The sequence below is a fragment of the Rhodococcus sp. BH4 genome, from assembly GCF_002079265.1.
Taxonomy (GTDB): Bacteria; Actinomycetota; Actinomycetes; order Mycobacteriales; family Mycobacteriaceae; genus Rhodococcus_F; species Rhodococcus_F qingshengii.
Genome location: NZ_CP014941.1, coordinates 2080547 through 2102816 on the forward strand (window position 1 = coordinate 2080547; position 22270 = coordinate 2102816).

Genomic DNA, 22270 nt, shown 5'->3' on the forward strand with positions numbered 1-22270 from the left:
TGACAGAACAGATGTCCAAGCAAATTGCGTTCAACGAGACCGCACGCCGCGCTCTCGAAGCCGGAGTCGACAAGCTTGCCGACGCCGTCAAGGTGACCTTGGGCCCGCGTGGACGCCACGTCGTGCTCGCCAAGGCATTCGGCGGCCCCACCGTCACCAACGACGGTGTGAGCATCGCCCGTGAGATCGAGCTCGAAGATCCCTTCGAGAACCTCGGCGCACAGCTCGTCAAGAGCGTCGCCACCAAGACCAACGATGTTGCCGGCGACGGCACCACCACCGCGACCGTTCTGGCCCAGGCCATCGTCCGCGGCGGACTCAAGAACATCGCAGCGGGCGCGAACCCGATGGCTCTCGGCGTCGGCATCAACGCCGCAGCCGACAAGGTCGTCGAGGAACTGCTCGCCGCAGCCACCCCCGTCGAGGGCGAGAAGTCGATCGCTCAGGTCGCCACCGTCTCCTCGCGTGACGAAGAGATCGGCAAGCTCGTCGGCGAGGCACTCACCCGTGTCGGAACCGACGGCGTCGTGACGGTCGAGGAATCCTCCACCGTTGCAACCGAACTCGTTGTCACCGAAGGTGTTCAGTTCGACAAGGGCTACCTCTCGCCCTACTTCGTCACCGACATCGATGCGCAGAAGGCCGTCTACGAAGACGCGCTGATCCTGCTCTTCCGCGAGAAGATCAGCTCACTTCCCGACTTCCTTCCGCTGCTCGAGAAGGTTGCCGAATCCGGCAAGCCGCTCTTGATCATCGCCGAGGACGTCGAGGGTGAAGTTCTCTCCACCCTCGTGGTCAACTCCATCCGCAAGACCATCAAGGCCGTCGCCGTCAAGGCGCCGTTCTTCGGTGATCGTCGCAAGGCATTCCTCGACGACCTCGCAGTCGTCACGGCAGGCACCGTCATCAACACCGACGTCGGCCTCTCGCTCAAGGAAGCCGGCCTCGAGCTGCTCGGCAGCGCTCGCCGCGTTGTCGTCACCAAGGACGAGACGGTCATCGTCGACGGTGCAGGCACCGCTGACGACATCGCGACCCGCGTTGCGCAGCTGCGTCGCGAGATCGAGAACACCGATTCGGATTGGGACCGCGAGAAGCTCGAAGAGCGTCTGGCGAAGCTGTCCGGCGGCGTGGCCGTCATCAAGGTCGGCGCAGCCACCGAAACCGATCTGAAGGAACGCAAGTTCCGCGTCGAGGATGCGGTCAACGCAGCCAAGGCAGCAGTTTCCGAGGGCATCGTCCCCGGTGGCGGATCGGCTCTCGTTCAAGCCGGTACGGCTCTGATCGGGAACCTCGGCTTGACGGGTGACGAGGCCACCGGCGTTGCCGTGGTCCGCGAAGCCCTCAACGCCCCGTTGTTCTGGATCTCCAGCAACGCAGGCATCGACGGTTCCGTCGTTGTCAGCAAGGTCGCCGAGATGACCAAGGGCGAAGGCTTCAACGCTGCCACCCTCACCTACGGCAACCTGCTTGCCGACGGCGTCGTCGACCCGGTCAAGGTTACTCGCTCGGCAGTGGTCAACGCCGCTTCCGTCGCGCGCATGATCCTCACGACCGAGAGCGCCGTCGTCGAGAAGCCGACCGAGGAAGTTGCCGACACCGGACACGGTCACAGCCACTGACTCGCTGCTCGTAGTTTCAACAAAGAAGAGATCCCCCACCGGATTCCGGTGGGGGATCTTTTTTCGTCTGGCGATCAGATGAGCGGGATCGTTGCGAACGGCTCGCTCGTCGGCTGCTGCGATCCGCCGGGCGGTTCGACAGTGAACGCCAACTTCGTATTCGGACCGATGCCGTCGAGCACCACCTGGGTAGTGGGTTTGACGTCACCCGGAGCCATCGTCCCCATCGGGATCATCGTGGTGTCGTCGGTGTCGCCCGGCACCAGCCACATCTGGTAGACGGTATCCGGACTCGGGGGAGTCACATCGTTCATCACGAGGACTGCGGCGTCTTCGGAGGGCGAGAACAGCGTCGTGGCACTACCGCCGCCCGGGATGTCACGCGTCGTGGCATGAACGTCGGGTGCTGCCATGATTTCGGACGCGGCGTTCTGCGGCGGCGTGTTGTCGGACAGCGTGCGTCCGATTCCGATGCCGCCGACCAGGATTGCGACTGCGGCGGCCGCCGCAAGAGCCATGGTCCACGGGCGTCGACGGTTACGACGCTCGGCCAGCGAAACCGGGGCGTTGGGAGCCGCGGTCTGTTCTGCGATCGAGGCGAGGACGCTGCTGCGCAGCGACGGCGGGGGCTCGACGGCGTCGACGACGGTCATCGCGGCCATGGTTTCGGCGGTGAGCCGGACCTGGGCGTCGAATTCGGCGCGGGTCGCGGAGTCCGAAGCGGCAAGTCGTTTGTCGACCTCACGGCGCTCGTCGAGGTCCAACGCATCGATCGCGTAGGCGTACGCGTAGTCGATCAGCTCTTCGTCCATCTCACATCACCCCCAAACATCCACGTAGGCGCAGTAGTCCGTCGCGAATTCGCGACTTGATCGTGGGAATCGCCACGCCGAGATCTTCGGCCACCTCGCGGTACGTTCGGCCGCCGTAATAGGCGAGAGTCACCGATTGGCGCTGAGTGTCCGTCAGCGTTTCGAGACAGTCGGTGACAGCACGATGCTCGTCTCTTCGTGTCACTTCGTCGCTGACGACGTCGAATTCGGGAGTGGCATTGGTGGTGTCGTAGAGAGCCTGTCGATCCGAACTCGACTGTTCGGAGCGCACGCGATCCACTGCGCGCCGGTGTGCAAGTGTCAGGAGCCAGGAAAGCGCGGACCCCTTGGCAGGGTCGAAGCTGTCGGCTGATTTCCAGGCCTGGAGGTAGACCTCTTGGACCGCTTCCTCGGAGAAACCTGGATCACGGAGTACACGAAGAACCATGCCGTACACACGGGAGCTGGTTCGGTCGTAGAACTCGGCGAAGGCGCTCTGGTCGCCACCGGCGACGTTCGCGAGGATCACTGCCAGCTCGCGTGATTCCGCGATTCGCGCGGTGCGGGCCGCAGAATTGTCCGTCGGGCATGCGTCGGCCGCATCCGACGCATGGTCTGGCTCGCTCACGAAGAGTTGTCTCGCTTCATCGCGTACAACCGTAGCGTGCATGTCCGGTTCTTTTCTCTTGGCCCGCCGTTGGCCGCTGTGCGCCTTTAGTAACCGCGGGGGGTTGATAAAGGCGCACAGCAGGTGGGGACTACTGCGGCATCAGCACCGAATCGATGAGGTAGACGGTGGCGTTTGCGGTCTTGACTCCACCGCAGACGACAGTTGCGTCGTTGACCTTGATGTTGTCACCGGATCCGGTGACGGTAACCGTTCCGCCCTCGGCGGTGGGGTGAGTTCCGTCGATCGCGTCAGGGGCGATCTGGCCGGGAACCACGTGGTAGGTGAGGATCTTGGTCAGCGTGGCGCTGTCCGTCTTGAGGCTGTCGATCGTGGCGGGGTCGATCTTGGCGAATGCCGAGTCGATCGGTGCGAAGACGGTGAACTCGCCACCGTTGAGAGTGTCGACCAGGTTGACGTCCGGGTTGAGCTGGCCGGAGACCGCCGCGGTCAAGGTGGTGAGCAACGGATTGTTGGACGCCGCTGTGGCAACCGGATCCTGGGCCATTCCGCTGACCGATCCGGCGCCGCTCGGCACTGCAGCTGCATAGTCGGCACAACCTGCACCGACCAGATCAGAAGCAGGCTCCGCCATCGCGCTGCTGGGAGACATGCTCGATCCCATGGCGGAAGACGTCATGGCGGCGCTGGACGTGTCGGTCGACGAATCGTTGTCGTCGGAGGAGCAACCGACCACGCCGAAGACGGCGAAAGAGGCTGCTGCGGTGACTGCCAGAACTCGAGTAGAGGTGTTCATGGGTCTGCCTTCCTGAAGGGATGTGCTGAGGTGCACTGTCAGAAGGCATTCGGAGGCGGGCGTCGGTCGGATGGGTCGTGTCGGAAATTCTTTTCGACGGTGTCCCGTCCACACGCAAAAGCCCCCGAAAACTCTCGGGGGCCTAGTGCGCTCTACCTACGTGTATCAGGAAGCTATGCGGGTGGTGCGACGGTGGCGCGCGTGTAGTTCACGTTCGGTTTCCGACATTCCTCCCCAGATGCCGTACGGCTCGGCGACGGTCAGCGCGTGGCTGCGGCACTGCATCAGGACCGGGCACTGACGGCACATCTCTTTTGCGCGGGTTTCGCGCTGGGCACGTGCTCTACCGCGTTCGCCATCGGGATGGAAGAACATGGAGGAGTCGACTCCGCGGCACAGACCGTGCATCTGCCAGTCCCAGATGTCTGCGTTGGGGCCTGGAAGGTGATTCGGTGCAGGCATGTTGACTCCTTACTGCAAGCTCGCGTTGATCAACGAGCGGACCAAGTTGCCCGGAGGTTATCCGGGCCTTCTGAATCGTTCACGCTTGCTAACCGTAAGGGTGCTGAGTAAATCGCGTCAATAGGCTCGTTCAGTGGCGATCGGCATATATCGAAATGCGAGAGTTAACGAAGTATATATTTACATTTCGGGCCCCTCGTGCGTTGTTCTGCGCCGATGTCGAAATTGGGTCGATCGAGGTGGCGGCCGGCAAGCCTGGCAGCTCGAGATGCGAAACCCACAGATCAGGGATATGTTCGAGGCTGATCGCCCGGCGAAATCACTCGGTCATTCGGCTCGGTTTGCGTCATTTGTCCGATATTGCGTGGGCGGGGTTGCACTCCATTTCGGGACTTAGTGCCCAAGTTTCAACTAGGACATCCGTCCAATAAGTAATGCGCAGTTAACGTCACGGATATATGCCCGTTAAATATCATTACGAGTACATTTGGCAAATCTCAGTTGAATATCTGATTAACTCCGACAAACTTGCCTTTTCGTGTTTCGTGCGACTTTTGGCATCGTTGGTGTGACGCCGGTCGTGCGAATGTCTGCTCGTGCTGCTGCGATGATCAACCTGTGTCGACACCTGCGCGCCCTCAATCACCTGTGCTCAACGAAACAACTGCACTTCCAGGGTCCCTCGAGTCTGCCGCGTTCGGTGCGGATCCGGATCTCGACCGCCTCCCGGCGCCTTGCTCTACCCGAGATTGGTGGACAACGGCAGTAGTGCTGGGTGGTCAGGGCCACTACGCAAGAGCGCGGGCTGCATTGGATGTCCTCGATCGGCTCACGGCCGGGTTCTCGACGCACTCGGATCGGGTTCTTGCCTCTCTGTCTGCCAGCACGAGGGCGTCGTTTCTTCGCCAGAGCGGACGCCATGCACTCGCGTCCACGTGGGACGGGCGCGCACTGGCGATCGTCGGCGGCCTGCCAGGTGATCCAGAGGCTGCCTGTGACGCTCTGACCGGTCTGGCCGCAGACGCCCTCGGCTGTGGCAGGCTCCCGCTCGGCTGGCGCCTGCTGGCGCAATGTCGGGCGCGTCTGGATGCCGAGGGCGGGCTAGGGCGGCAGGAAATTCGGATCGAATGGGTCTCCGCAGAATTGGCGTTGGCGGGAGGCGACTTCGCTCGTGCCCGCAGACACGCAGAACGCGCCGTCGAATTGTCAGCGGAATCGGAGTCTGTGCGGCACCGCGTGAAGTCGGATCTGCTGCGTAGCGCCGCGCTGACCGGAACAGACGCGAGCGCAGCCGTGAAGATGGCAGCAGATGTGTTCGCGCGGTGCCGGCAATACGGCCTGCTGCCCCTGGCCTGGGCGTCGTCTCTGTTGATCGAAGGTGTCAGCGGGGAGAGAACCTCACCGAGTGCCCGGGAGATCGGCGATCTGATTGCGATGCGTGGTGGATCACTCCTACCTTTGTCGTAACCACTCCACCGAAGTCTCCGGAGAACATTCCAGAAGGAGCTGTATCGATATCGCGACTGCTGGGCAGGTATGCGGAGACCAGTCGGTCCGGATGGTTACTCTTAGAGGGTTCCGCTGAGAGCGGGAGCACACCCGCTCGGGAGGTGCCACTGTAACGCCAGGATTTTCGCTGACGATGACAAATACGAGCGATGAGTTGGACACCGCGGTCGCCGCTGCTGCGCAGGGCGACCGTACAGCTCTAGCTTTGGTTCTGGAGAACATCCGACCGATGGTGGTGCGCTACTGCCGCGGTCGAGTGGGTGCGGCCGAGAGAGGACACCTGTCCGCTGACGACGTCGCACAGGAAGTCTGTCTGGCCGTGATGACCGCGCTGCCGCGTTATCAGGACCAGGGACGCCCGTTCATGGCCTTTGTGTACGGAATTGCCGCGCACAAGGTTGCGGACGCACATCGAAGCTCCGCCCGTAACAAGTCGGAGCCCGTTTCCGAAGTACCGGATGTAATAGCACTGGATGATGGTCCCGAACAGCGAGCTCTCGATTCGGAGTCCAGCAGACAGATGCACGAACTTCTCGGCACACTTCCGGAGAAGCATCGAGAAATCTTGATACTTCGCCTGGTGGTCGGGATGTCGGCCGAGGAAACGGCCGTCGCCGTCGGTAGTACCGCCGGAGCTGTACGAGTCGCTCAGCACAGAGCGATCGCGAAACTGAAAAAAGAAGTGACGAAAGCAGGTGAGAGCTTTGGCTAGAGACGAGGGGCATGACGCTTCGAATCTCGGTGATCTCGCCGACGACGGTACGCCAGTGGATTTGGCTGCGGTTCGGCGTGACGATGCGCTGATCGAATCCATTTCGAATGGTGGGCCGGTAGCAACCGATAGCACCGAACAGTACGAACTTGCGTTGATCCTCTCGCAATGGCGTGACGATGTCGTTGCGACTCCGATGCCCGAGGGTCCGTTGTTGGACGATGTCATCGCTGCAATCACAGCGACGCCGTCCGGCTTCTCCGATCGTCAGCGTTCACGTTCCCGTTCTCGATTGCGTGTGGTTCGTCCGATCGCCGCCGCTGCAGCTGTTGCAGCAGTGGTCTTCGGTGGCGCCACGGCGATGGCGTACGACGCCCAGCCCGGCGATGCCCTGTGGGGTGTCAAGCAGGTCGTCTTCGCCGACGAGGCCAACTCGACAGTTGCGAAGATCGACACGACTTCCGAGCTGGAAAAGGCCGAGCGGCTGTTGGCTGCCGGAGACATTCCTGCGGCAAAGATGGTGCTGGACAACGCAGCTCACCGTGCCGATGCGGTCAAGGACTCGCAGGACAAGACCGACCTCGTCGAGCGTTGGGGCAAGTTGATGACGCAGGTCCAGGAGACCACGTCACCCGTAGCGCCGCCGCCGACGAGTGGTCAGCCGGCCGGCCCGACCACTTCGATCACGGCAATTCCGGGCTCCTCGGTCAAACCGCTCAATCCTCAGGGACCTGGCGAACCGACAAGTTCGACCAAACCAGATCCGGGAGTGCAGCTGCAGTTGCCGCCGACGTCGGCTTCCTCGACGCCTCCGACCTCGTTGCCGACGACAACCACGACGACAACGACCACCACCACGACGACGACGTCTCTGGCGCCTGCCTCGTCGCCGTCCGGTGATTTCTCGTCACCGCCGCCCTGAGACCCGCTCTAATCGGCATCGTTCCGATCTGAATTCATACGAAAGTGGCCGACAAGCAATTGCTTGTCGGCCACTTTCGTATGAGCTTGGGTGAGGTTTCGCTCAGCTGTCGAAACCGTCACCGTGCATCGCCTCGTTCATCGACGCGTCGGCGTATCCACGGCAGTAGTCCCACGTGACATATGCCTCAGGCATCGGGTCGTAGGCAGGCTCGTGGGGGCGGACGGTTCCGTCCACGAGCAGCTGCAGCAGGTTTGCGCGCAGCATGTCCCAGTCGTGGTAGTGATCCTGTTGGCAGTCCTCGCAGCAGACTACGAGACCGCGGATACCGCGGTGAGCGAGGAGTGCCTCGTATACAGCGAGGTCAGCGAGATCCTCCTCGACCGCTTGGCGTTCGTGGGGGTCGAGTGGTTGGCCCGGCTCGATGGCATCGAGAGCCGCGGAGGGGTCAGCTGGGTCGCCGGCGAAGGGATCTGGCGGCAGACCGGGGGGCAGTTGATCACGCACAGCACCACGGTACGCAGGTCAGGGGGGTCAGCGCCACTTGTTACGCGTACCCGCAGCGTGGGTGGGATGGTTCGGACCTTTGAGTGAGCCGATACCATGGTGTGCAACGCCGGGAAAAGGTGCCAGGAATTTCTTTCCGTGCAGGCGCCTTCTATCCGATATCCAGCTTTCGTAATCCGTTTCGAGGCGGCTGCTACAGCGGTCGCCCTGGGCGAATCTAGGTCCATGGAGGGTCCTGACCGCATGAGTAGTTCTGCAGGACATGTACACACCGGAGGAGACGACCCCAACAAGGTCGCGATGCTGGGACTGACATACGACGACGTGCTGCTGTTGCCTGCTGCGTCCGACGTCATCCCGAGCCAGGTCGACACGTCCAGTCAACTGACCCGCGACATCCGTCTGCGGATTCCGTTGGTCAGTTCTGCGATGGACACCGTCACCGAGTCGCGCATGGCAATTGCGATGGCACGCGCCGGCGGCATGGGTGTTCTGCACCGCAACTCGTCGGTTGAGGTCCAGGCAGGACAGGTCGAGACGGTCAAGCGTTCCGAGGCCGGCATGGTGACCGATCCCGTCACGTGTAAGCCGACCGACACGATGGGTGAGGTCGATGCGAAGTGCGCTCGTTTCCGCATCTCGGGTCTGCCTGTCACCGACGACGCCGGCCAGCTGGTTGGCATCGTCACCAACCGGGACATGCGTTTCGAGGTCGACCAGAATCGCCCGGTCGCGGAGATCATGACCAAGATGCCCCTGATCACCGCTCAGGAAGGCGTCACCGCTGACGTGGCACTGGGCCTTCTTCGTCGGCACAAGATCGAGAAGTTGCCCATCGTCGACGGAAACGGCAAGCTCACCGGTCTGATCACGGTCAAGGACTTCGTCAAGACCGAGCAGCATCCCGACGCCACCAAGGACCGTGACGGTCGACTGCTGGTCGGCGCTGCAGTCGGTGCCGGCGATGACGCCTTCCAGCGCGCGATGGCGCTCACCGATGCCGGCGTGGACGTTCTCGTGGTGGACAGTGCGCACGGGCATTCGTCCAACGTTCTCGACATGATCGCCAAGCTCAAGCGTGAACTGGGCGAGCGGGTTCAGATCATCGGTGGCAACGTCGCTACGCGCGCGGGTGCTCTGGCACTGGTCGAAGCCGGCGTCGATGCCGTCAAGGTCGGAGTCGGCCCTGGTTCCATCTGCACCACCCGCGTCATCGCCGGTGTCGGTGCCCCTCAGGTCACGGCCATCCTGGAAGCGGTTGCCGCGTGCAAGCCTCTCGGTGTGCCCGTCATCGCTGACGGTGGACTCCAGTTCTCCGGAGACATCGCGAAGGCTCTTGCCGCAGGTGCGTCGACGGCCATGCTGGGTTCACTCCTGGCCGGTACCGCTGAATCGCCCGGCGAACTGATTCTGGTCGGCGGCAAGCAGTTCAAGAGCTACCGCGGAATGGGTTCGCTCGGCGCGATGCAGTCGCGTGGCGAGGCCAAGTCGTACTCCAAGGATCGGTACTTCCAGGACGACGTGCTGTCCGAGGACAAGTTGGTTCCGGAAGGCATCGAAGGACGTGTCCCGTTCCGTGGCCCGCTCTCGCAGGTGACGCACCAGCTCACCGGTGGTCTGCGCGCTGCCATGGGATACACGGGGTCGGCGACGATCGAGCACCTGCAGAACGCTCAGTTCGTCCAGATCACGGCGGCCGGTTTGAAGGAAAGCCATCCGCACGACATCACGATGACTGTCGAAGCACCCAACTACACCGCTCGTTAGCAACCAGTACACGAGAAAGGGGCGCGCGTGCGCGACCTCGTTGAGATCGGCATGGGTCGAACGGCCCGACGTACCTACGAGTTGGACGATGTGAACATCGTTCCCTCCCGGCGAACTCGTTCGTCGAAGGAGGTGTCGACTGCTTGGCAGCTCGACGCTTACAGGTTCGACATTCCTGTCCTCGCACATCCCACCGACGCGTTGGTCTCGCCGACTTTCGCGATCGAGTTGGGTAAGCGCGGCGGCCTCGGTGTCATCAACGGTGAAGGCCTGTGGGGCCGTCACCCCGATGTCGAGGAGAAGCTCCGGCGTCTCGTCGAGATCGCCGAGAAGGACGGTGGCGTCGACGCGGCCATCCGCTACCTGCAGGAGCTGCATGCGGCTCCGCTGCAGGCCGGTCTTCTGGCAGCTGCGGTGGCGCAGGTCCGTGATTCGGGGGTCACCACTGCCGTTCGCGTCAGCCCGCAGAATGCGCGCGCACTGACGCCGGAGCTGATCAAGGCGGGAATCGACCTCCTGGTCGTCCACGGCACGATCATCTCGGCCGAGCACGTCGTGCACACCGAGCAGGAACCGCTCAACCTCAAGACGTTCATCTCGGAACTCGACGTTCCGGTTGTCGCGGGTGGGGTCAGTGACCACCGCACCGCGCTGCACCTGATGCGTACCGGCGCTGCCGGTGTCATCGTCGGGTACGGGTCTACCGAGGGCGCAACCACCACCGGTGAGGTCCTGGGCATCGGCGTTCCGATGGCCACGGCCATTGCCGATGCTGCAGCAGCCAGGCGCGACTACCTCGACGAGACGGGTGGACGCTACGTCCACGTCATCGCCGACGGTGACATCGCAACTTCGGGTGATCTGGCGAAGGCCATCGCCTGCGGTGCCGACGCTGCCGTTCTGGGCACGCCGCTGGCCGTGTCCGCCGAGGCGCCGGGTGGTGGCTGGTACTGGCCGTCCGCGGCGGCTCATCCTTCGGTTCCGCGTGGAGCACTTCTTCCGGTTTCCTATGGTGAGCGTCCGAGTCTGGACCAGGTTCTGAGCGGCCCTTCGGACGATCCGTACGGTTCGCTGAACTTCGTCGGTGGTCTCCGTCGGTCGATGGCGAAGGCCGGATACTCCGATCTCAAGGAGTTCCAGAAGGTCGGGCTGACAGTCCGCGCGTAGTTTGTACCTTTCTGTGGCCCCGGTTCTTCGTGAACCGGGGCCACAGTTCGTTGTGCAGGACTTTCTTCCGTTCCTGATACTTGCGGTTACGCTTATGGGGCCCCTTGTGGTGGTAGTCACAAGGGATAGGTGCATACTGGCGGGTAACTACGGTTCACGGTGGAGGTGTCCTGATGGGCAAGCAACGGGCAACGGACTACGACGTACTGATCGTCGGATCCGGGTTCGGCGGAAGCGTGAGCGCGCTTCGTCTCGTGGAGAAGGGCTACAAGGTCGGCGTCATCGAAGCCGGCCGACGGTATGCCGACGAAGATTTCGCGAAGACCAGTTGGGATCTCAAGAAGTTCCTCTGGGCTCCGAAGCTGGGGTGCTTCGGCATTCAGCGCGTGCACCTGTTGCGCGACTGCCTCATTCTCGCGGGCGCAGGCGTCGGCGGCGGGTCGTTGAACTACGCCAACACGCTGTACCAGCCGCCGGAGCCGTTCTTCCAGGACAAGCAGTGGGCGCACATCACCGACTGGCGCAGCGAGCTCACGCCGTACTACGAGCAGGCTCAGAAGATGCTCGGCGTCGTCCAGAATCCGCACATGACGCCCGCCGACGAGATCATGAAGTCCGTCGCAGATGACATGGGTGTCGGCGACACGTTCATCCAGACGCCCGTCGGCGTCTACTTCGGTGAACCTGGCAAGAAGGCGAAGGACCCATACTTCGGCGGCGTCGGACCCGAGCGCACCGGTTGCATCGAGTGTGGCGAGTGCATGACGGGCTGCCGTCACGGAGCGAAGAACACGCTCCTCAAGAACTATCTGGGCCTTGCCGAGACAGCCGGCGCCGAGATCATTCCGATGACCACCGTGTCCGGGCTTCGTGAGGCTCGCGACGGTTCGTGGGACGTGTTCACCGAGCGAACCGGTGCATTCGGACGAAAGAACCGCCGCACCTACACGGCTGCGAACGTCATTCTCGCGGCCGGAACGTGGGGCACTCAGCATCTGCTCTTCGACATGAAGGACACCGGAGCGCTGCCCAAGCTCTCCGACAAGCTCGGCGAGTTGACTCGAACGAACTCCGAATCCATTGTCGGTGCAGGCAAGTACAAGGTCGATCCCGCACTCGATCTGACCCGCGGAGTGGCGATCACGTCGTCGTTCCACCCGAGCAGCGACACCCACATCGAGCCGGTCCGCTACGGCAAGGGATCGAACGCGATGGGCCTGTTGCAGACCTTGATGACGGACGGCGGCGGCAAGACGCCCCGATGGATCAAGTTCCTCGGTGTGGTTGCGAAGAATCCGTACCAGATGTTGCGCATGTTGACGGTCAAGGACTGGAGTGAGCGCACGATCATCGCGTTGGTCATGCAGAACCTCGACAACTCCATCACCACGTACACGAAGAAGGGCCTGTTCGGTCGACGCAAGGTCACCAGCAAGCAGGGCCACGGTCAGCCGAACCCGACGTGGATCCCGGAGGGCAACGAGGCGACGCGTCGAGTTGCCGAGAAGATCGACGGCGTCGCGGGCGGCACGTGGGGCGAGATCTTCAACGTTCCACTGACGGCGCACTTCCTCGGCGGTTGCGCTATCGCGTCGGATTCCGATCACGGCGTCATCGATCCGTACCACCGCGTGTACGGCTACCCGACGCTCAGCGTCGTCGACGGCGCAGCGGTCTCGGCCAACCTCGGTGTGAATCCGTCGCTGACCATTGCCGCTCAGGCCGAGCGCTCGGCCTCGCTGTGGCCGAACAAGGGGGAGACCGACCTGCGTCCCGCCCAGGGCAGCGGCTACGAGCGTTTGGCTCCGATTGCACCCAAGTCGCCTGTGGTGCCGGCGTCGGCTCCGGCCGCGCTGGTCCTGCCGATCGTGAAGATCACCGGCGGCAAGACAGCTACCGCTGTTCCGGCGGAGCCGGCAGCCGGATAGTTCGCCGCGAACGAAGATGGGGCGTGTCGTCGAGGATTCGACGACACGCCCCATCTCTGTTTCAGAGTGTCAGCCTCCTAGCGACCCGAACAGAGTGCCGAGGTCGAGGCTGCCGGTCCCGCCTCCGGGCCCGCCGTCCGTATCGCCGGGGACGGTCAGGGTCTGCGGCGCGGATGCGGAGGCCGTGTAGCCCGAAGCGCCCACGAATTCGGCGGTGACACTGTAGGTCCCGGAGTTGTAGAACGTCGCCGGTACCGTTGCGACACCGTTGACCACGTCGACCGGTCCACCGATGAGGGTGTCACCGACCTTGAACTGGACCTTGCCCGTGGCGCCGGACGGATCGACCGTTGCCTTGAGCGTCACCGGGGTGTTCTTCTGAACAGTTCCGACGGCGTCGAGAACCGTGGTCGTCTCGACGTCAGCCGGAGCCGGCGTCGTCACACTGACCGGGAATGCCGGGGCAGCGGACGGCGCGAATCCTGGTGAGCCCGTGAACTTCGCGACAACCTTGTGCGTTCCGGTCGAGGTGAAGGTGTACGGAGCGACGGCAACTCCGTCGGTTCCGACCGGAGCACTGACCGTTTCGGTGCCGTCGACGATGAAATCGACGGTGCCGCCGGTACCCTGCGGATCGACCTTGGCAGTCAGGTTGACGTCTTGTCCGACCTTCGCGGTCGACGGCGACACCGTGGCGGTAGTGGTCACGGCGTCCGGCGGTGCATCGGTCGTGACGGTCACGATCTTGGCCGACGCCGACGTCGACGCCAGGAACCCGGGGGCTCCGCTGTAGCTCGCGGTGATGGAGTGCGGTCCGTCCTCGGTGAAGGTCGGGGAGATGCTGGCCGACCCTCCGGTTACCGGCACGGCGTCCTCGAGTGGGTTGTCGCCGTCGAAGAACTGGACGGTTCCACCGTTTGCGCCGCCGCTCACGTTGGCTGACAGGGTGACGGGAGTTCCGTTCTTGGCGTTGGCCGGTCCGACGACTGTGGTGGTGGTTGCCTTGTCCGCCTCGATGATCCGCGTCGTGGCGAGGGGGCCTGCGCCGCTGTTGAGCGGACCGTTCTCGGCGTCACGCGGGGTGCATCGCGTGGGCGCCCAGGCGGTGATGACCAGGGTGGCCTTGGGGAGGAACGTGAGGAAGTTGCGATCGTTGTTCCACGCTCCCGCGCTGCCGCCGGTGCGTACCTTCATCGCGACGTCCCCTGAATCGCCGGCCTTGAGAACTGCCTTGACCTGGGGGAGCTGGAACTGCGTGTAGCCGTCGGCATTGTTGGAACCGTCGACGTTCTTGCCGGTCGCCTTGACGACGATGCCGCCCTCGGAGTTGATGCTCGAACTGGGGCTGTTTCCGATGACCTGGTTGTTTCCGGAGAGGCGCAGAATCGTTCCGTTGGGATCGACGTTGCCGTTCTCGTTGACGCGCAGGATGTTCGGCGCTACACCGCTGAGCCCCGCCGAAGTGCCGGGGACGATGGTGGCTTCCACCAGGGTGGCGTTCGCAGGAACGTCGACGTCGACCTTGATGCGGGAGACGTTCTGGACGGTCGCCCCCGAAGCGGAGCCGGGAAAGGCGATGGGGCCGGGTTGGATGGTGACCTCGAAGGTTTCACCGGCGCCGATGGATTCCGGTGCGTCGACGATGACCGAGCCGGACTGTGACTGCGTGGTCGGACCGGCGACAGCGGACGGGGTTGCCAGGCAACTCGTGCCGAAGGTTGTTGTCACGGGGGCCGCTGATGCGGGGATTCCCGCGAGGATGACGCCACTGGCGAGTGCCGTGGCGGCGATCGGCGCCGCGATGCGACGTCTGGAGTACACGAACATGGATTCTCCTGAGCTGGGTACGGGAGTGGTGTCCAAAGCTGATGTGGGGGACTAGCTTCCGAAGAGCGGGATGAGGCCGCTGAGCGAACCGGTGTCCACGCTTCCGGTGCCGCCGCCGTCGGTCGGTGCGGTGCCGACCTGCACGACCGTCGGGCCGGAGACGGAGTTCTTCCAACCGGCGTCGCCGACGAAGTTGGCAGTGAGGCCGAACGTTCCCTCGTCGTCGAAGGTGTGCGTGAGTGTCGCGACGCCGTTGACGACGGCAACGGGTGCGCCGATGGGCGTCGTGCCGGACTTGAACTGGATCATTCCGTTTGCTGTTCCGGGTGCGACGGTGGCCTTGAGCTGCAATGCCTTTCCGACCTGAGCCGAGCCGCTGACGGTCAGAGACGTCGTGGTGTCGGCGCGGGCGGGTTCGGGATCGGTGACGTTCACAGTGAACGACGTGGACGTGGAGCCGATGAATCCGGTTCCGCCGGAGAACTCTGCCGTCACGGCTGCAGCGCCCGCTGATGCGAAGGTGTGCGGGAGGATCGCGACGCCGTCACCCGTGCCGACCGGTGCGGTACCGACCTCGGCGCCGTCGACCTTGAACGTCACGGTTCCGCTGCTCGGGATGGGGGAGACGGTGGCCGAGAGGTTGGTCGGTTCACCGACAACAGCGGTGAGTGGTTCGACAACTGTGGTCGTGGTTCCCCAGTCGGGATCGCTGACGTCGAGTTGGGTTGCGGTGGAGACGGAATCGCCGTAACCGGCCTCGCCGGTGAACACTGCGGTGAAGCTGTGGGTGCCCGAAGCGTCGTAGCTGCGGGTCAGGGAAGCCGTCCCGTTGACTACAGCCACCGGTGCGCCGAGGTTGGTCTCGCCGTCTTTGAACTGCACCGTGCCCACGGCGTTTGCCGGTGTGACGACAGCGCTCACGGTGATGCTGTCACCTACCAGCGCGGCGTTCGGGGCCGAGATCGTGGTGGTGGTGTCCGCGGAGACGTCGACGGTCTGGACTCCGGAGGTCGAGCTGTGGAATCCCGGACCGGCGTTGTACGCGGCGGTGATGTCGTGGGCGCCGACGCTGTCGAAAGTGTGGGAGAGGGTGGCGCTACCGCCCGAAACCGGGACCGGTGAGCCGATGTCGTTGCCGCCGTCCTTGAACTGGACGGTGCCGCTCGCGTCGGACGGCGCAACTGTCGCGGTCAGGTCGACCGGCGTGCCGACCTTCGCCGTTGCCGGTGCAACCAGTGTGGTTCCGGTGGCGACAGACGGGTCGACTACCTGGACGTTGACGTTGATCGGGTTGAGGCCCTGCTGTGTGCTGAAGGCGTTGACGTCGAAGAGCATGCCGCTGTCGTACGTCCCGAATGCTGTGCCGACGGGGACCGTGTAGGTCGCTTCCAGTGTGACGGGTTGGTTCTTCTTGACGACGAATCCACCGACCAGGAAGGTGCAGCCGCTCGAGCACTTCGCGGAGACTCCGCCGTCTGATTCGTTGGTGATCGTGGCCCGGTTGGTCACACCCAGGTAGGTGGCCTTGGCGCTGCCCGGCACGAGGACGAATCCTGCGGGCGGGATGTCACGGATCTTTGCGATCGACCGTTCGATGCCGCTTTCGTTGTGCTTGATCTCGGTCTTGTACGTGACGGTGTCGCCTGGGTGAACTGCCGCGTTCCCGATGACACTCTTCGTGAAGATCAGGTTGTCGGTCGTGCCGGTGAAAGTGGTCGGCGGGGCTTCGTCAGCAGTGGCCGGCGTGCCGAGGACTAGAAGTCCGGCGGCAGCCGTCACAGCTGCGACAGGTATGGCGAGTCGTCGTATGAATCGACGCACAGGTCCTCCTCGAGGTGAGCGCCGTTCGGCGGCGCCGGCCGTTTGCGATCGTGATCCTGATCACTTGACGGGCGAGATTACCTTTACTGGACGTTTGGTTCAGGCGAATCGGTCAAACGTCCAGAAAATTCACCCTTCGTCCATTTCGGGCTCTGGCCTGCGGTGATGCTGCCGAATTGATTGCCGAAGCTAAGGTGCGGGTGATTGGGGCGCCGTTGACCTGGACGGTGGTCTAGATCCGCGCGAGGTCGCCGCGCAGTTCTGAGGGGAGGCCTTTGTAGTGACGTACCTCGCGCTCGCTCGGCCGAGTAGCGGGCTGAGTCCATGCATGCGCAGAAGCGCTGGCTGCGGCGATTAGACTGCACCTGTGGCAGATATCGAGCAGCAGAGACCAGTTCTTGTCGTCGACTTCGGGGCGCAGTACGCGCAGTTGATCGCACGGCGAGTTCGCGAAGCCAAGGTCTACTCGGAGGTGATTCCGCACACCACGACCGTCGAGGAGATCGTGGCCAAGAACCCCTTGGCTGTTGTGCTCTCGGGTGGGCCCTCGAGTGTCTACGCAGACGGTGCTCCCAAGCTTGATCCCGCACTGTTCGATCACGACATTCCGGTTTTCGGAATCTGCTACGGATTCCAGGCAATGGCAGGCGCCCTGGGCGGCACCGTCGCCGAGACCGGTACCCGCGAATACGGCCGTACCGACATCGCGGTATCCGGCGGATTGCTCCACGACGGTCTTCCCTCGACGCAGCCGGTATGGATGAGCCACGGTGACGCCGTCACCGAAGCGCCTTCCGGCTTCGAGGTGACCGCGACCAGCGACGGTGCTCCCGTCGCGGCGTTCGAGGACCGCGCCCGCAAGCTCGCCGGTGTGCAGTACCACCCTGAGGTTCTGCATTCCCCGCACGGTCAGCAGGTCCTGAGCCGCTTCCTGCACGAGATTGCCGGTATTCCGGCAGCGTGGACGGCGTCGAACATCGCCGATGCGCTGATCGAGCAGGTTCGCGAGCAGGTCGGAGACGGACACGCCATCTGCGGTCTGTCCGGTGGCGTCGACTCCGCTGTCGCTGCGGCTTTGGTTCAGCGCGCAATCGGCGACCGGTTGACATGCGTCTTCGTCGATCACGGTTTGATGCGAGCCGGTGAGCGCACGCAGGTCGAGCAGGATTTTGTCGCGGCAACCGGCGCTCGTCTGATCACCGTGGATGCCGCGGACACCTTCATCGGTGAGCTGGCCGGCGTCACCGATCCCGAGACCAAGCGCAAGATCATCGGCCGCGAGTTCATCCGCAGCTTCGAAGGCGCAGTCAGTGATGTTCTGGGCGAGAACGCATCTCATGGTGCGACCGTCGACTTCCTCGTCCAGGGCACGCTCTACCCGGACGTCGTGGAGTCGGGCGGCGGCACGGGAACCGCAAACATCAAGAGCCACCACAATGTCGGCGGGCTGCCGGAAGACCTGCAGTTCAAGTTGGTCGAACCGTTGCGTCTGCTGTTCAAGGACGAGGTCCGTGCAGTGGGCCGCGAACTCGGCCTGCCGGAAGAGATCGTCGGACGCCAGCCGTTCCCCGGTCCCGGACTCGGTATCCGCATCATCGGTGAGGTCACCCGCGATCGCCTCGAGATCCTGCGTCAGGCAGATTCCATTGCGCGCGAAGAGCTTACGTCTGCAGGCTTGGACGGAACCATTTGGCAGTGCCCGGTCGTTCTCCTCGCCGACGTCCGAAGCGTGGGCGTGCAGGGTGACGGCCGGACGTACGGTCATCCGATCGTGCTGCGTCCGGTCTCGAGTGAAGACGCGATGACCGCGGACTGGACGCGTCTGCCGTACGAGACCCTCGAGCGCATCTCGACTCGAATCACCAACGAGGTTGCGGACGTGAACCGCGTAGTCCTCGACGTGACGAGCAAGCCGCCGGGAACTATCGAGTGGGAGTAAAAACAACTGTGCGCCTTTATTAACCCCCCGCGGTTAATAAAGGCGCACAGCAGTTTTACTTCCGGTTGCGCCGATTCGGCAGAATCACCAGCAGTAGTCCTGCCACGACGGCGGCACCGACGAACAGCCAACGGAATTGAATGTTCGCTGCCGGCGCCAGGGAGAACGGCCCGACCAACGCCCACACACTGACCAGAAGTGCGGCCAGTCCGGCGATCAGCAGAAGTGCCGAGGGGCGCTTGGATTCTCGGGTCTCGTCGTGCTCTGTGGTCTCGTCGTATTCGCTCATGATTGCGTCACCTTCAGACTGCCGAACGTGGCTTTGGCGTTGATGGTCAGTGTGGGCGAATCCGGTGTCGCCTCGCGGCCCGGGTGTACTCCGCCGTCGAGGCAACCGGATCCGTCACCCATGACGACGGTGCAGCTGTTCTTGACGTTGACGGTTGGTGGCACCATGACGGTGAACTCACCGAACGACGCCGCGACGTCGATGGTCTTGTCCTCGGTGAACTTGACCCCGTTGAGGTCGAGAGTGAAGCTTCCGAAGGCTCCCGAGTACGACGGCTCCAACTCGGAAGCGGTTGCCGGAGTCCATCTTTGCTCTCCCGAGGCGTCGAAATCGATCGGGTAGACCAACGAGGCGAGAAGCACGAAACCCACGAGCGGTCCGGTGACGACCAGCAGGCCGTACCCCTTGCGGAAGAATGCCCCGAGGATCAGGCCGAGCGCGATGACGGCGAGTCCGACAGCACCGACTCGGCCGGGAGTGAACCACTCGTTGCCGGTTGCCGCGCCCGCTGCCCCGGTGACGGCGGCGACGATGATCGCGAGTCCGAGCACTGTCAGCGTCCATCGTGAGCGACGCTTACGTGGTGGCAAAGGCAGCAGCGGCGTGGCTTTGACTGCCGGGTCCGGGAGATCCCAGGCGAACGGAGCGACGCCGAGCGGATCCCAGGAGGGCGGTGTGATGGCGGCCTCGCCGATCACCTCGGTCGGATTGGCGGCGGCTGAAGCGCTCGGGTCCTTCGACAGGTTGATCGTCGGATGATCGGCCTGAGATTGCGGTGACTGTTCGGCCGGCCGTTCCTCGGGCACGTAGGTGTCGGGGAGTTTTGTGTACGGCGTGTACACGGGCGGCTGATTGGGTGCGAAGTATCCCGGAGTGAACGGCCCGGGCGTGAATCCCGTGCCTGGATACGCGGTACCCGCGCCGACGTACGGTGACGTGCTCTGTGGCAGCGCAGGCGGGACCGGCGCTCGTTGGTAGAGCAGCCACAGGCCTCCGACCATCAGAATCAGCCCGATCAGACCGGAACCACCCAGGCCGACGCCGACAGGCCCGACGGTCGTAGCCGCGATGGCGAGAGCCACCAACAAGACGATGGTCTTGGTACTGGAATCGGAGCTGTGTCCGCGGCCCATCAGCGACTGTGCGGGGGACGATCCGTCACCGGCGCGGGCGAGCACCAACCACCCGGCGAGGTAGAGAAGGATGCCTGAGCCGCCGAAAATAGTGGAGGCCACAAACGCGACACGTACCAGAATGGGGTCGATGCCGTACCGGTATCCGATTCCGGCGCATACCCCGGCCACGTGACCTTGTGCCGGCAGACGCACGGGGCGGGTCCGCCACAGATCCTGGATCTGTTCTTGGAAAGTCGGATTGTTCATGAATCAATCCTGGCTTCCGGGGCGGCCTCCGCGCATCAGGGCCAACCCTGATCTTTGTGACGATCGGGGCCAGGGGCGCCGCCCTGATTCAGGGTTGGACCCTGATGTGACTGCGAGTGGTTCGTGCCAGTATCGACTATGTGCAATATCTGTCAGATCCGCCGTTCGTGAGCGGTCCCGCTCCCGGGTTCACGGGAGGCCCGCCCGTCAACGGGGTACCGGTGCATGCCGTACCCATGAAGAAGGGTGTGCCCATTCCGGGCGGTGTTCCATTGCGAAAGCTGGAGCGGCGCTCCGGCGGTCGCATCGTCGCCGGTGTTGCAGGCGGTATCGCCGATCATCTCGGGATCGACGTCCTGAAGGTTCGAGTCGCCTTCGCGATTCTGGCGGCGATGGCCGGATCCGGCATCGTGATTTACGGCGCCCTCTGGATCTTCACCTCAGCCGGCACGGACACCCAGAAGCCGTCCGCGGCCGAGCGGCAGCGGGCGTACGGATTGATCGCACTCGGATTGGGCGGCGCAGCCGCGTTGTCCTGGCTGTTCAGCGGCACAGCGGGTTCGGTGCTCGCACCGTTCTTCGTCGTCGCGATCGGTGCCGCTTTGGTGTGGCGCGAGTTCGACTCCGACGGTCCCCGGACCGTCATCGGCTTGCCGCAGCGGCCTACCGTTCTCACGTGGGCGCGGGTGGTCGGGGGAGCGACCTTGATCATCTTGGGTCTCGGCGTCGTCGTCCTTGCTCAGGTCGACCTCGAAGCACTGCGCTCGTCCCTGCTGGCCGTGGTGGTGACGCTGATCGGTGTCGGATTGTTGACGGTGCCGCTGTGGCTGCGGATGTGGCGGGCTCTCGGCGCCGAGCGTGCGGCCCGAATTCGCAACGACGAACGTGAAGAGATCGCCTCGCATCTGCACGACTCCGTACTTCAGACGTTGGCGCTGATTCAGAAGCAGTCCGACAATCCGCAAGAGGTGGCGCGCCTGGCCCGTGGTCAGGAACGCGAGCTGCGCAAGTGGTTGTTCAGCGGCGGGGATATCGACCACACGAGCCTGACGGAAGGTCTGAAGATCATCGCCGGTGAAGTGGAGGACCAGCATGGCGTCACGGTCCGCCCCGTCACGGTCGGCGACGTACAACTCGAAGGCGAAGGCGTCGAGAACGGTCTGCCCAAGGAAGCGTTCACCGCGCTCCTCGGTGCGACGCGTGAAGCTCTGGTCAACTCCGCAAAGCACTCGGGGGAGAAGGAAATCAATCTTTTCGCCGAGGTCGAGGGCGACCAGGTCAGTGTGTTCGTTCGTGATCGCGGAGTCGGATTCGACGTCAATGCGGTGCCGGAGGACCGTCAGGGTTTGGCCAAGTCGATTCGTGGTCGCATCGAGCGACGGGGTGGCCGCGTCGTGGTTCGATCCGACATCGGAAAGGGCACCGAGATCCGCGTGCACATGCCGCTCGGTGACTCTGCTCTAAAGTGGGACCAGACTGCTGACCGTGTCGACAACCCCGAGGAACAGCCCCAGTGACTTCGCTTGCGCCGCCCCCGTACCGCGTATTTCTTGTCGACGATCATGCAGTGTTCCGCTCCGGGGTGAGGGCGGAACTCTCGCGCGAGGCAGACATGGACGTAGTCGGTGAAGCCGGTGGCGTCGCTGAGGCGATCGCGGGTATCAACTCGACGAAACCGCATGTCGTTCTGCTCGATGTCCACATGCCTGACGGTGGTGGAGTGGCAGTTCTGCGCGGAATCGATTCCGGCCCGGTGTGCTTGGCGCTCAGCGTTTCCGATGCGGCCGAGGATGTGATCGCGGTGATCCGCGGCGGCGCGCGCGGGTACGTGACCAAGACGATCTCGGGATCCGAACTGGCCGAGGGTGTACGACGCGTTGCCGGTGGTGACGCAGTGTTCGGGCCTCGCCTGGCAGGCTTCGTACTGGACTCCTTCACCGGGCGTTCCAATGCACCCGAACCGCAACTCGATCCGGAACTCGACTCGCTGACTCCGCGAGAACTCGAAGTGCTCAGATTGCTGGCACGTGGGTACACCTACCGTGAAATCGCCGAGGACCTGGTGATTTCCGTGAAGACGGTCGAGACTCACGCATCGAACGTCCTGCGAAAGACTCAGCAGTCCAATCGCAATGCGTTGACGCGTTGGGCACATCGCCGCCAGATCGACTGAATTCCCG

The 22270-nt window shown here is 63.6% G+C and carries 19 protein-coding genes; 10 read left to right on the forward strand and 9 right to left on the reverse strand.

The window, feature by feature from the left end; all coding sequences use genetic code 11:
• Positions 1-11 precede the first annotated feature (11 nt).
• Positions 12-1622: a chaperonin GroEL gene (gene groL / locus A0W34_RS09625; protein WP_003940715.1), complete on the forward strand. Its 1611-nt coding sequence runs from the start codon at positions 12-14 to the stop codon at positions 1620-1622.
• A gap of 74 nt (positions 1623-1696) precedes the next feature.
• Here the strand turns inward: groL and A0W34_RS09630 are convergent, their stop codons facing one another.
• The 4 genes from A0W34_RS09630 to A0W34_RS09645 form a co-directional block, all read right to left on the reverse strand.
• Positions 1697-2434 (reverse strand): anti-sigma factor, encoded by a 738-nt coding sequence (locus tag A0W34_RS09630; protein WP_081557614.1) that lies wholly within the window; start codon positions 2432-2434, stop codon positions 1697-1699.
• Between the two features lies 1 nt (position 2435).
• Positions 2436-3104, reverse strand: a complete 669-nt coding sequence (locus A0W34_RS09635) for a sigma-70 family RNA polymerase sigma factor (RefSeq protein WP_007728615.1) — start codon at positions 3102-3104, stop codon at positions 2436-2438.
• 88 nt (positions 3105-3192) lie between these two features.
• The gene (locus A0W34_RS09640; RefSeq protein WP_007728616.1) at positions 3193-3858 is read right to left on the reverse strand and encodes a fasciclin domain-containing protein; all 666 of its coding nucleotides are present in this window, start codon (positions 3856-3858) and stop codon (positions 3193-3195) included.
• Positions 3859-4023: 165 nt separating this feature from the next.
• Complete coding sequence (locus A0W34_RS09645) at positions 4024-4320, reverse strand: WhiB family transcriptional regulator (protein ID WP_003940939.1); 297 nt, start codon at positions 4318-4320, stop codon at positions 4024-4026.
• A gap of 768 nt (positions 4321-5088) precedes the next feature.
• On the opposite strand from A0W34_RS09645, the gene A0W34_RS09650 reads away from it, so the two are divergent.
• From A0W34_RS09650 to A0W34_RS09660, 3 genes are all read left to right on the forward strand, one after another.
• Entirely contained in the window at positions 5089-5787 is a 699-nt protein-coding gene (locus A0W34_RS09650) for a hypothetical protein (protein WP_081558777.1), read from the forward strand.
• 175 nt (positions 5788-5962) lie between these two features.
• Positions 5963-6541 (forward strand): sigma-70 family RNA polymerase sigma factor, encoded by a 579-nt coding sequence (locus A0W34_RS09655; RefSeq protein WP_003940953.1) that lies wholly within the window; start codon positions 5963-5965, stop codon positions 6539-6541.
• A complete protein-coding gene (locus A0W34_RS09660) occupies positions 6525-7463 on the forward strand; it encodes an anti-sigma-D factor RsdA (protein ID WP_230359675.1) in 939 nt (312 codons plus the stop codon). Before A0W34_RS09655 ends, A0W34_RS09660 begins: the two co-directional genes overlap by 17 nt.
• Positions 7464-7565: 102 nt before the next feature.
• Here the strand turns inward: A0W34_RS09660 and A0W34_RS09665 are convergent, their stop codons facing one another.
• Positions 7566-7970 carry a DUF5319 domain-containing protein gene (locus A0W34_RS09665; protein ID WP_003940777.1) on the reverse strand — a complete coding sequence of 135 codons (405 nt, stop codon included), beginning with the start codon at positions 7968-7970 and terminating at the stop codon, positions 7566-7568.
• A 243-nt stretch (positions 7971-8213) separates the two neighbouring features.
• Here A0W34_RS09665 and guaB point away from each other — a divergent pair, with 243 nt between their 5' ends.
• The 3 genes from guaB to A0W34_RS09680 all read left to right on the forward strand — a co-directional run bounded on the left by guaB (position 8214) and on the right by A0W34_RS09680 (position 12832).
• Positions 8214-9737 (forward strand): IMP dehydrogenase, encoded by a 1524-nt coding sequence (gene guaB, locus A0W34_RS09670; RefSeq protein WP_003940903.1) that lies wholly within the window; start codon positions 8214-8216, stop codon positions 9735-9737.
• A 27-nt stretch (positions 9738-9764) separates the two neighbouring features.
• Positions 9765-10904, forward strand: coding sequence for a GuaB3 family IMP dehydrogenase-related protein (locus A0W34_RS09675; protein ID WP_003940976.1), 1140 nt, complete (start codon positions 9765-9767; stop codon positions 10902-10904).
• A gap of 173 nt (positions 10905-11077) precedes the next feature.
• Positions 11078-12832, forward strand: a complete 1755-nt coding sequence (locus A0W34_RS09680) for a GMC oxidoreductase (RefSeq protein ID WP_003940689.1) — start codon at positions 11078-11080, stop codon at positions 12830-12832.
• A 69-nt stretch (positions 12833-12901) separates the two neighbouring features.
• Here the strand turns inward: A0W34_RS09680 and A0W34_RS09685 are convergent, their stop codons facing one another.
• Positions 12902-14659: an Ig-like domain-containing protein gene (locus A0W34_RS09685; protein WP_003940813.1), complete on the reverse strand. Its 1758-nt coding sequence runs from the start codon at positions 14657-14659 to the stop codon at positions 12902-12904.
• Between the two features lie 51 nt (positions 14660-14710).
• Positions 14711-16480, reverse strand: a complete 1770-nt coding sequence (locus A0W34_RS09690) for an Ig-like domain-containing protein (protein WP_081557615.1) — start codon at positions 16478-16480, stop codon at positions 14711-14713.
• 367 nt (positions 16481-16847) lie between these two features.
• Here A0W34_RS09690 and guaA point away from each other — a divergent pair, with 367 nt between their 5' ends.
• Positions 16848-18419 carry a glutamine-hydrolyzing GMP synthase gene (gene guaA / locus A0W34_RS09695; protein WP_007727510.1) on the forward strand — a complete coding sequence of 524 codons (1572 nt, stop codon included), beginning with the start codon at positions 16848-16850 and terminating at the stop codon, positions 18417-18419.
• 55 nt (positions 18420-18474) lie between these two features.
• On the opposite strand, the gene A0W34_RS09700 is transcribed toward guaA, so the two are convergent.
• Complete coding sequence (locus A0W34_RS09700) at positions 18475-18708, reverse strand: hypothetical protein (RefSeq protein ID WP_003940832.1); 234 nt, start codon at positions 18706-18708, stop codon at positions 18475-18477.
• Positions 18705-20090, reverse strand: coding sequence for a PspC domain-containing protein (locus A0W34_RS09705; RefSeq protein ID WP_081557616.1), 1386 nt, complete (start codon positions 20088-20090; stop codon positions 18705-18707). Before A0W34_RS09705 ends, A0W34_RS09700 begins: the two co-directional genes overlap by 4 nt.
• Positions 20091-20326: 236 nt before the next feature.
• Between A0W34_RS09705 and A0W34_RS09710 the strand changes: the two genes are divergently transcribed.
• Together A0W34_RS09710 and A0W34_RS09715 are read left to right on the forward strand one after the other, a co-directional pair.
• Positions 20327-21607, forward strand: a complete 1281-nt coding sequence (locus A0W34_RS09710; protein WP_037125680.1) for an ATP-binding protein — start codon at positions 20327-20329, stop codon at positions 21605-21607.
• Entirely contained in the window at positions 21604-22263 is a 660-nt protein-coding gene (locus tag A0W34_RS09715; RefSeq protein WP_003940972.1) for a response regulator, read from the forward strand. The genes A0W34_RS09710 and A0W34_RS09715 overlap by 4 nt, the downstream gene beginning before the upstream one ends.
• The last annotated feature ends 7 nt before the right edge of the window (positions 22264-22270 follow it).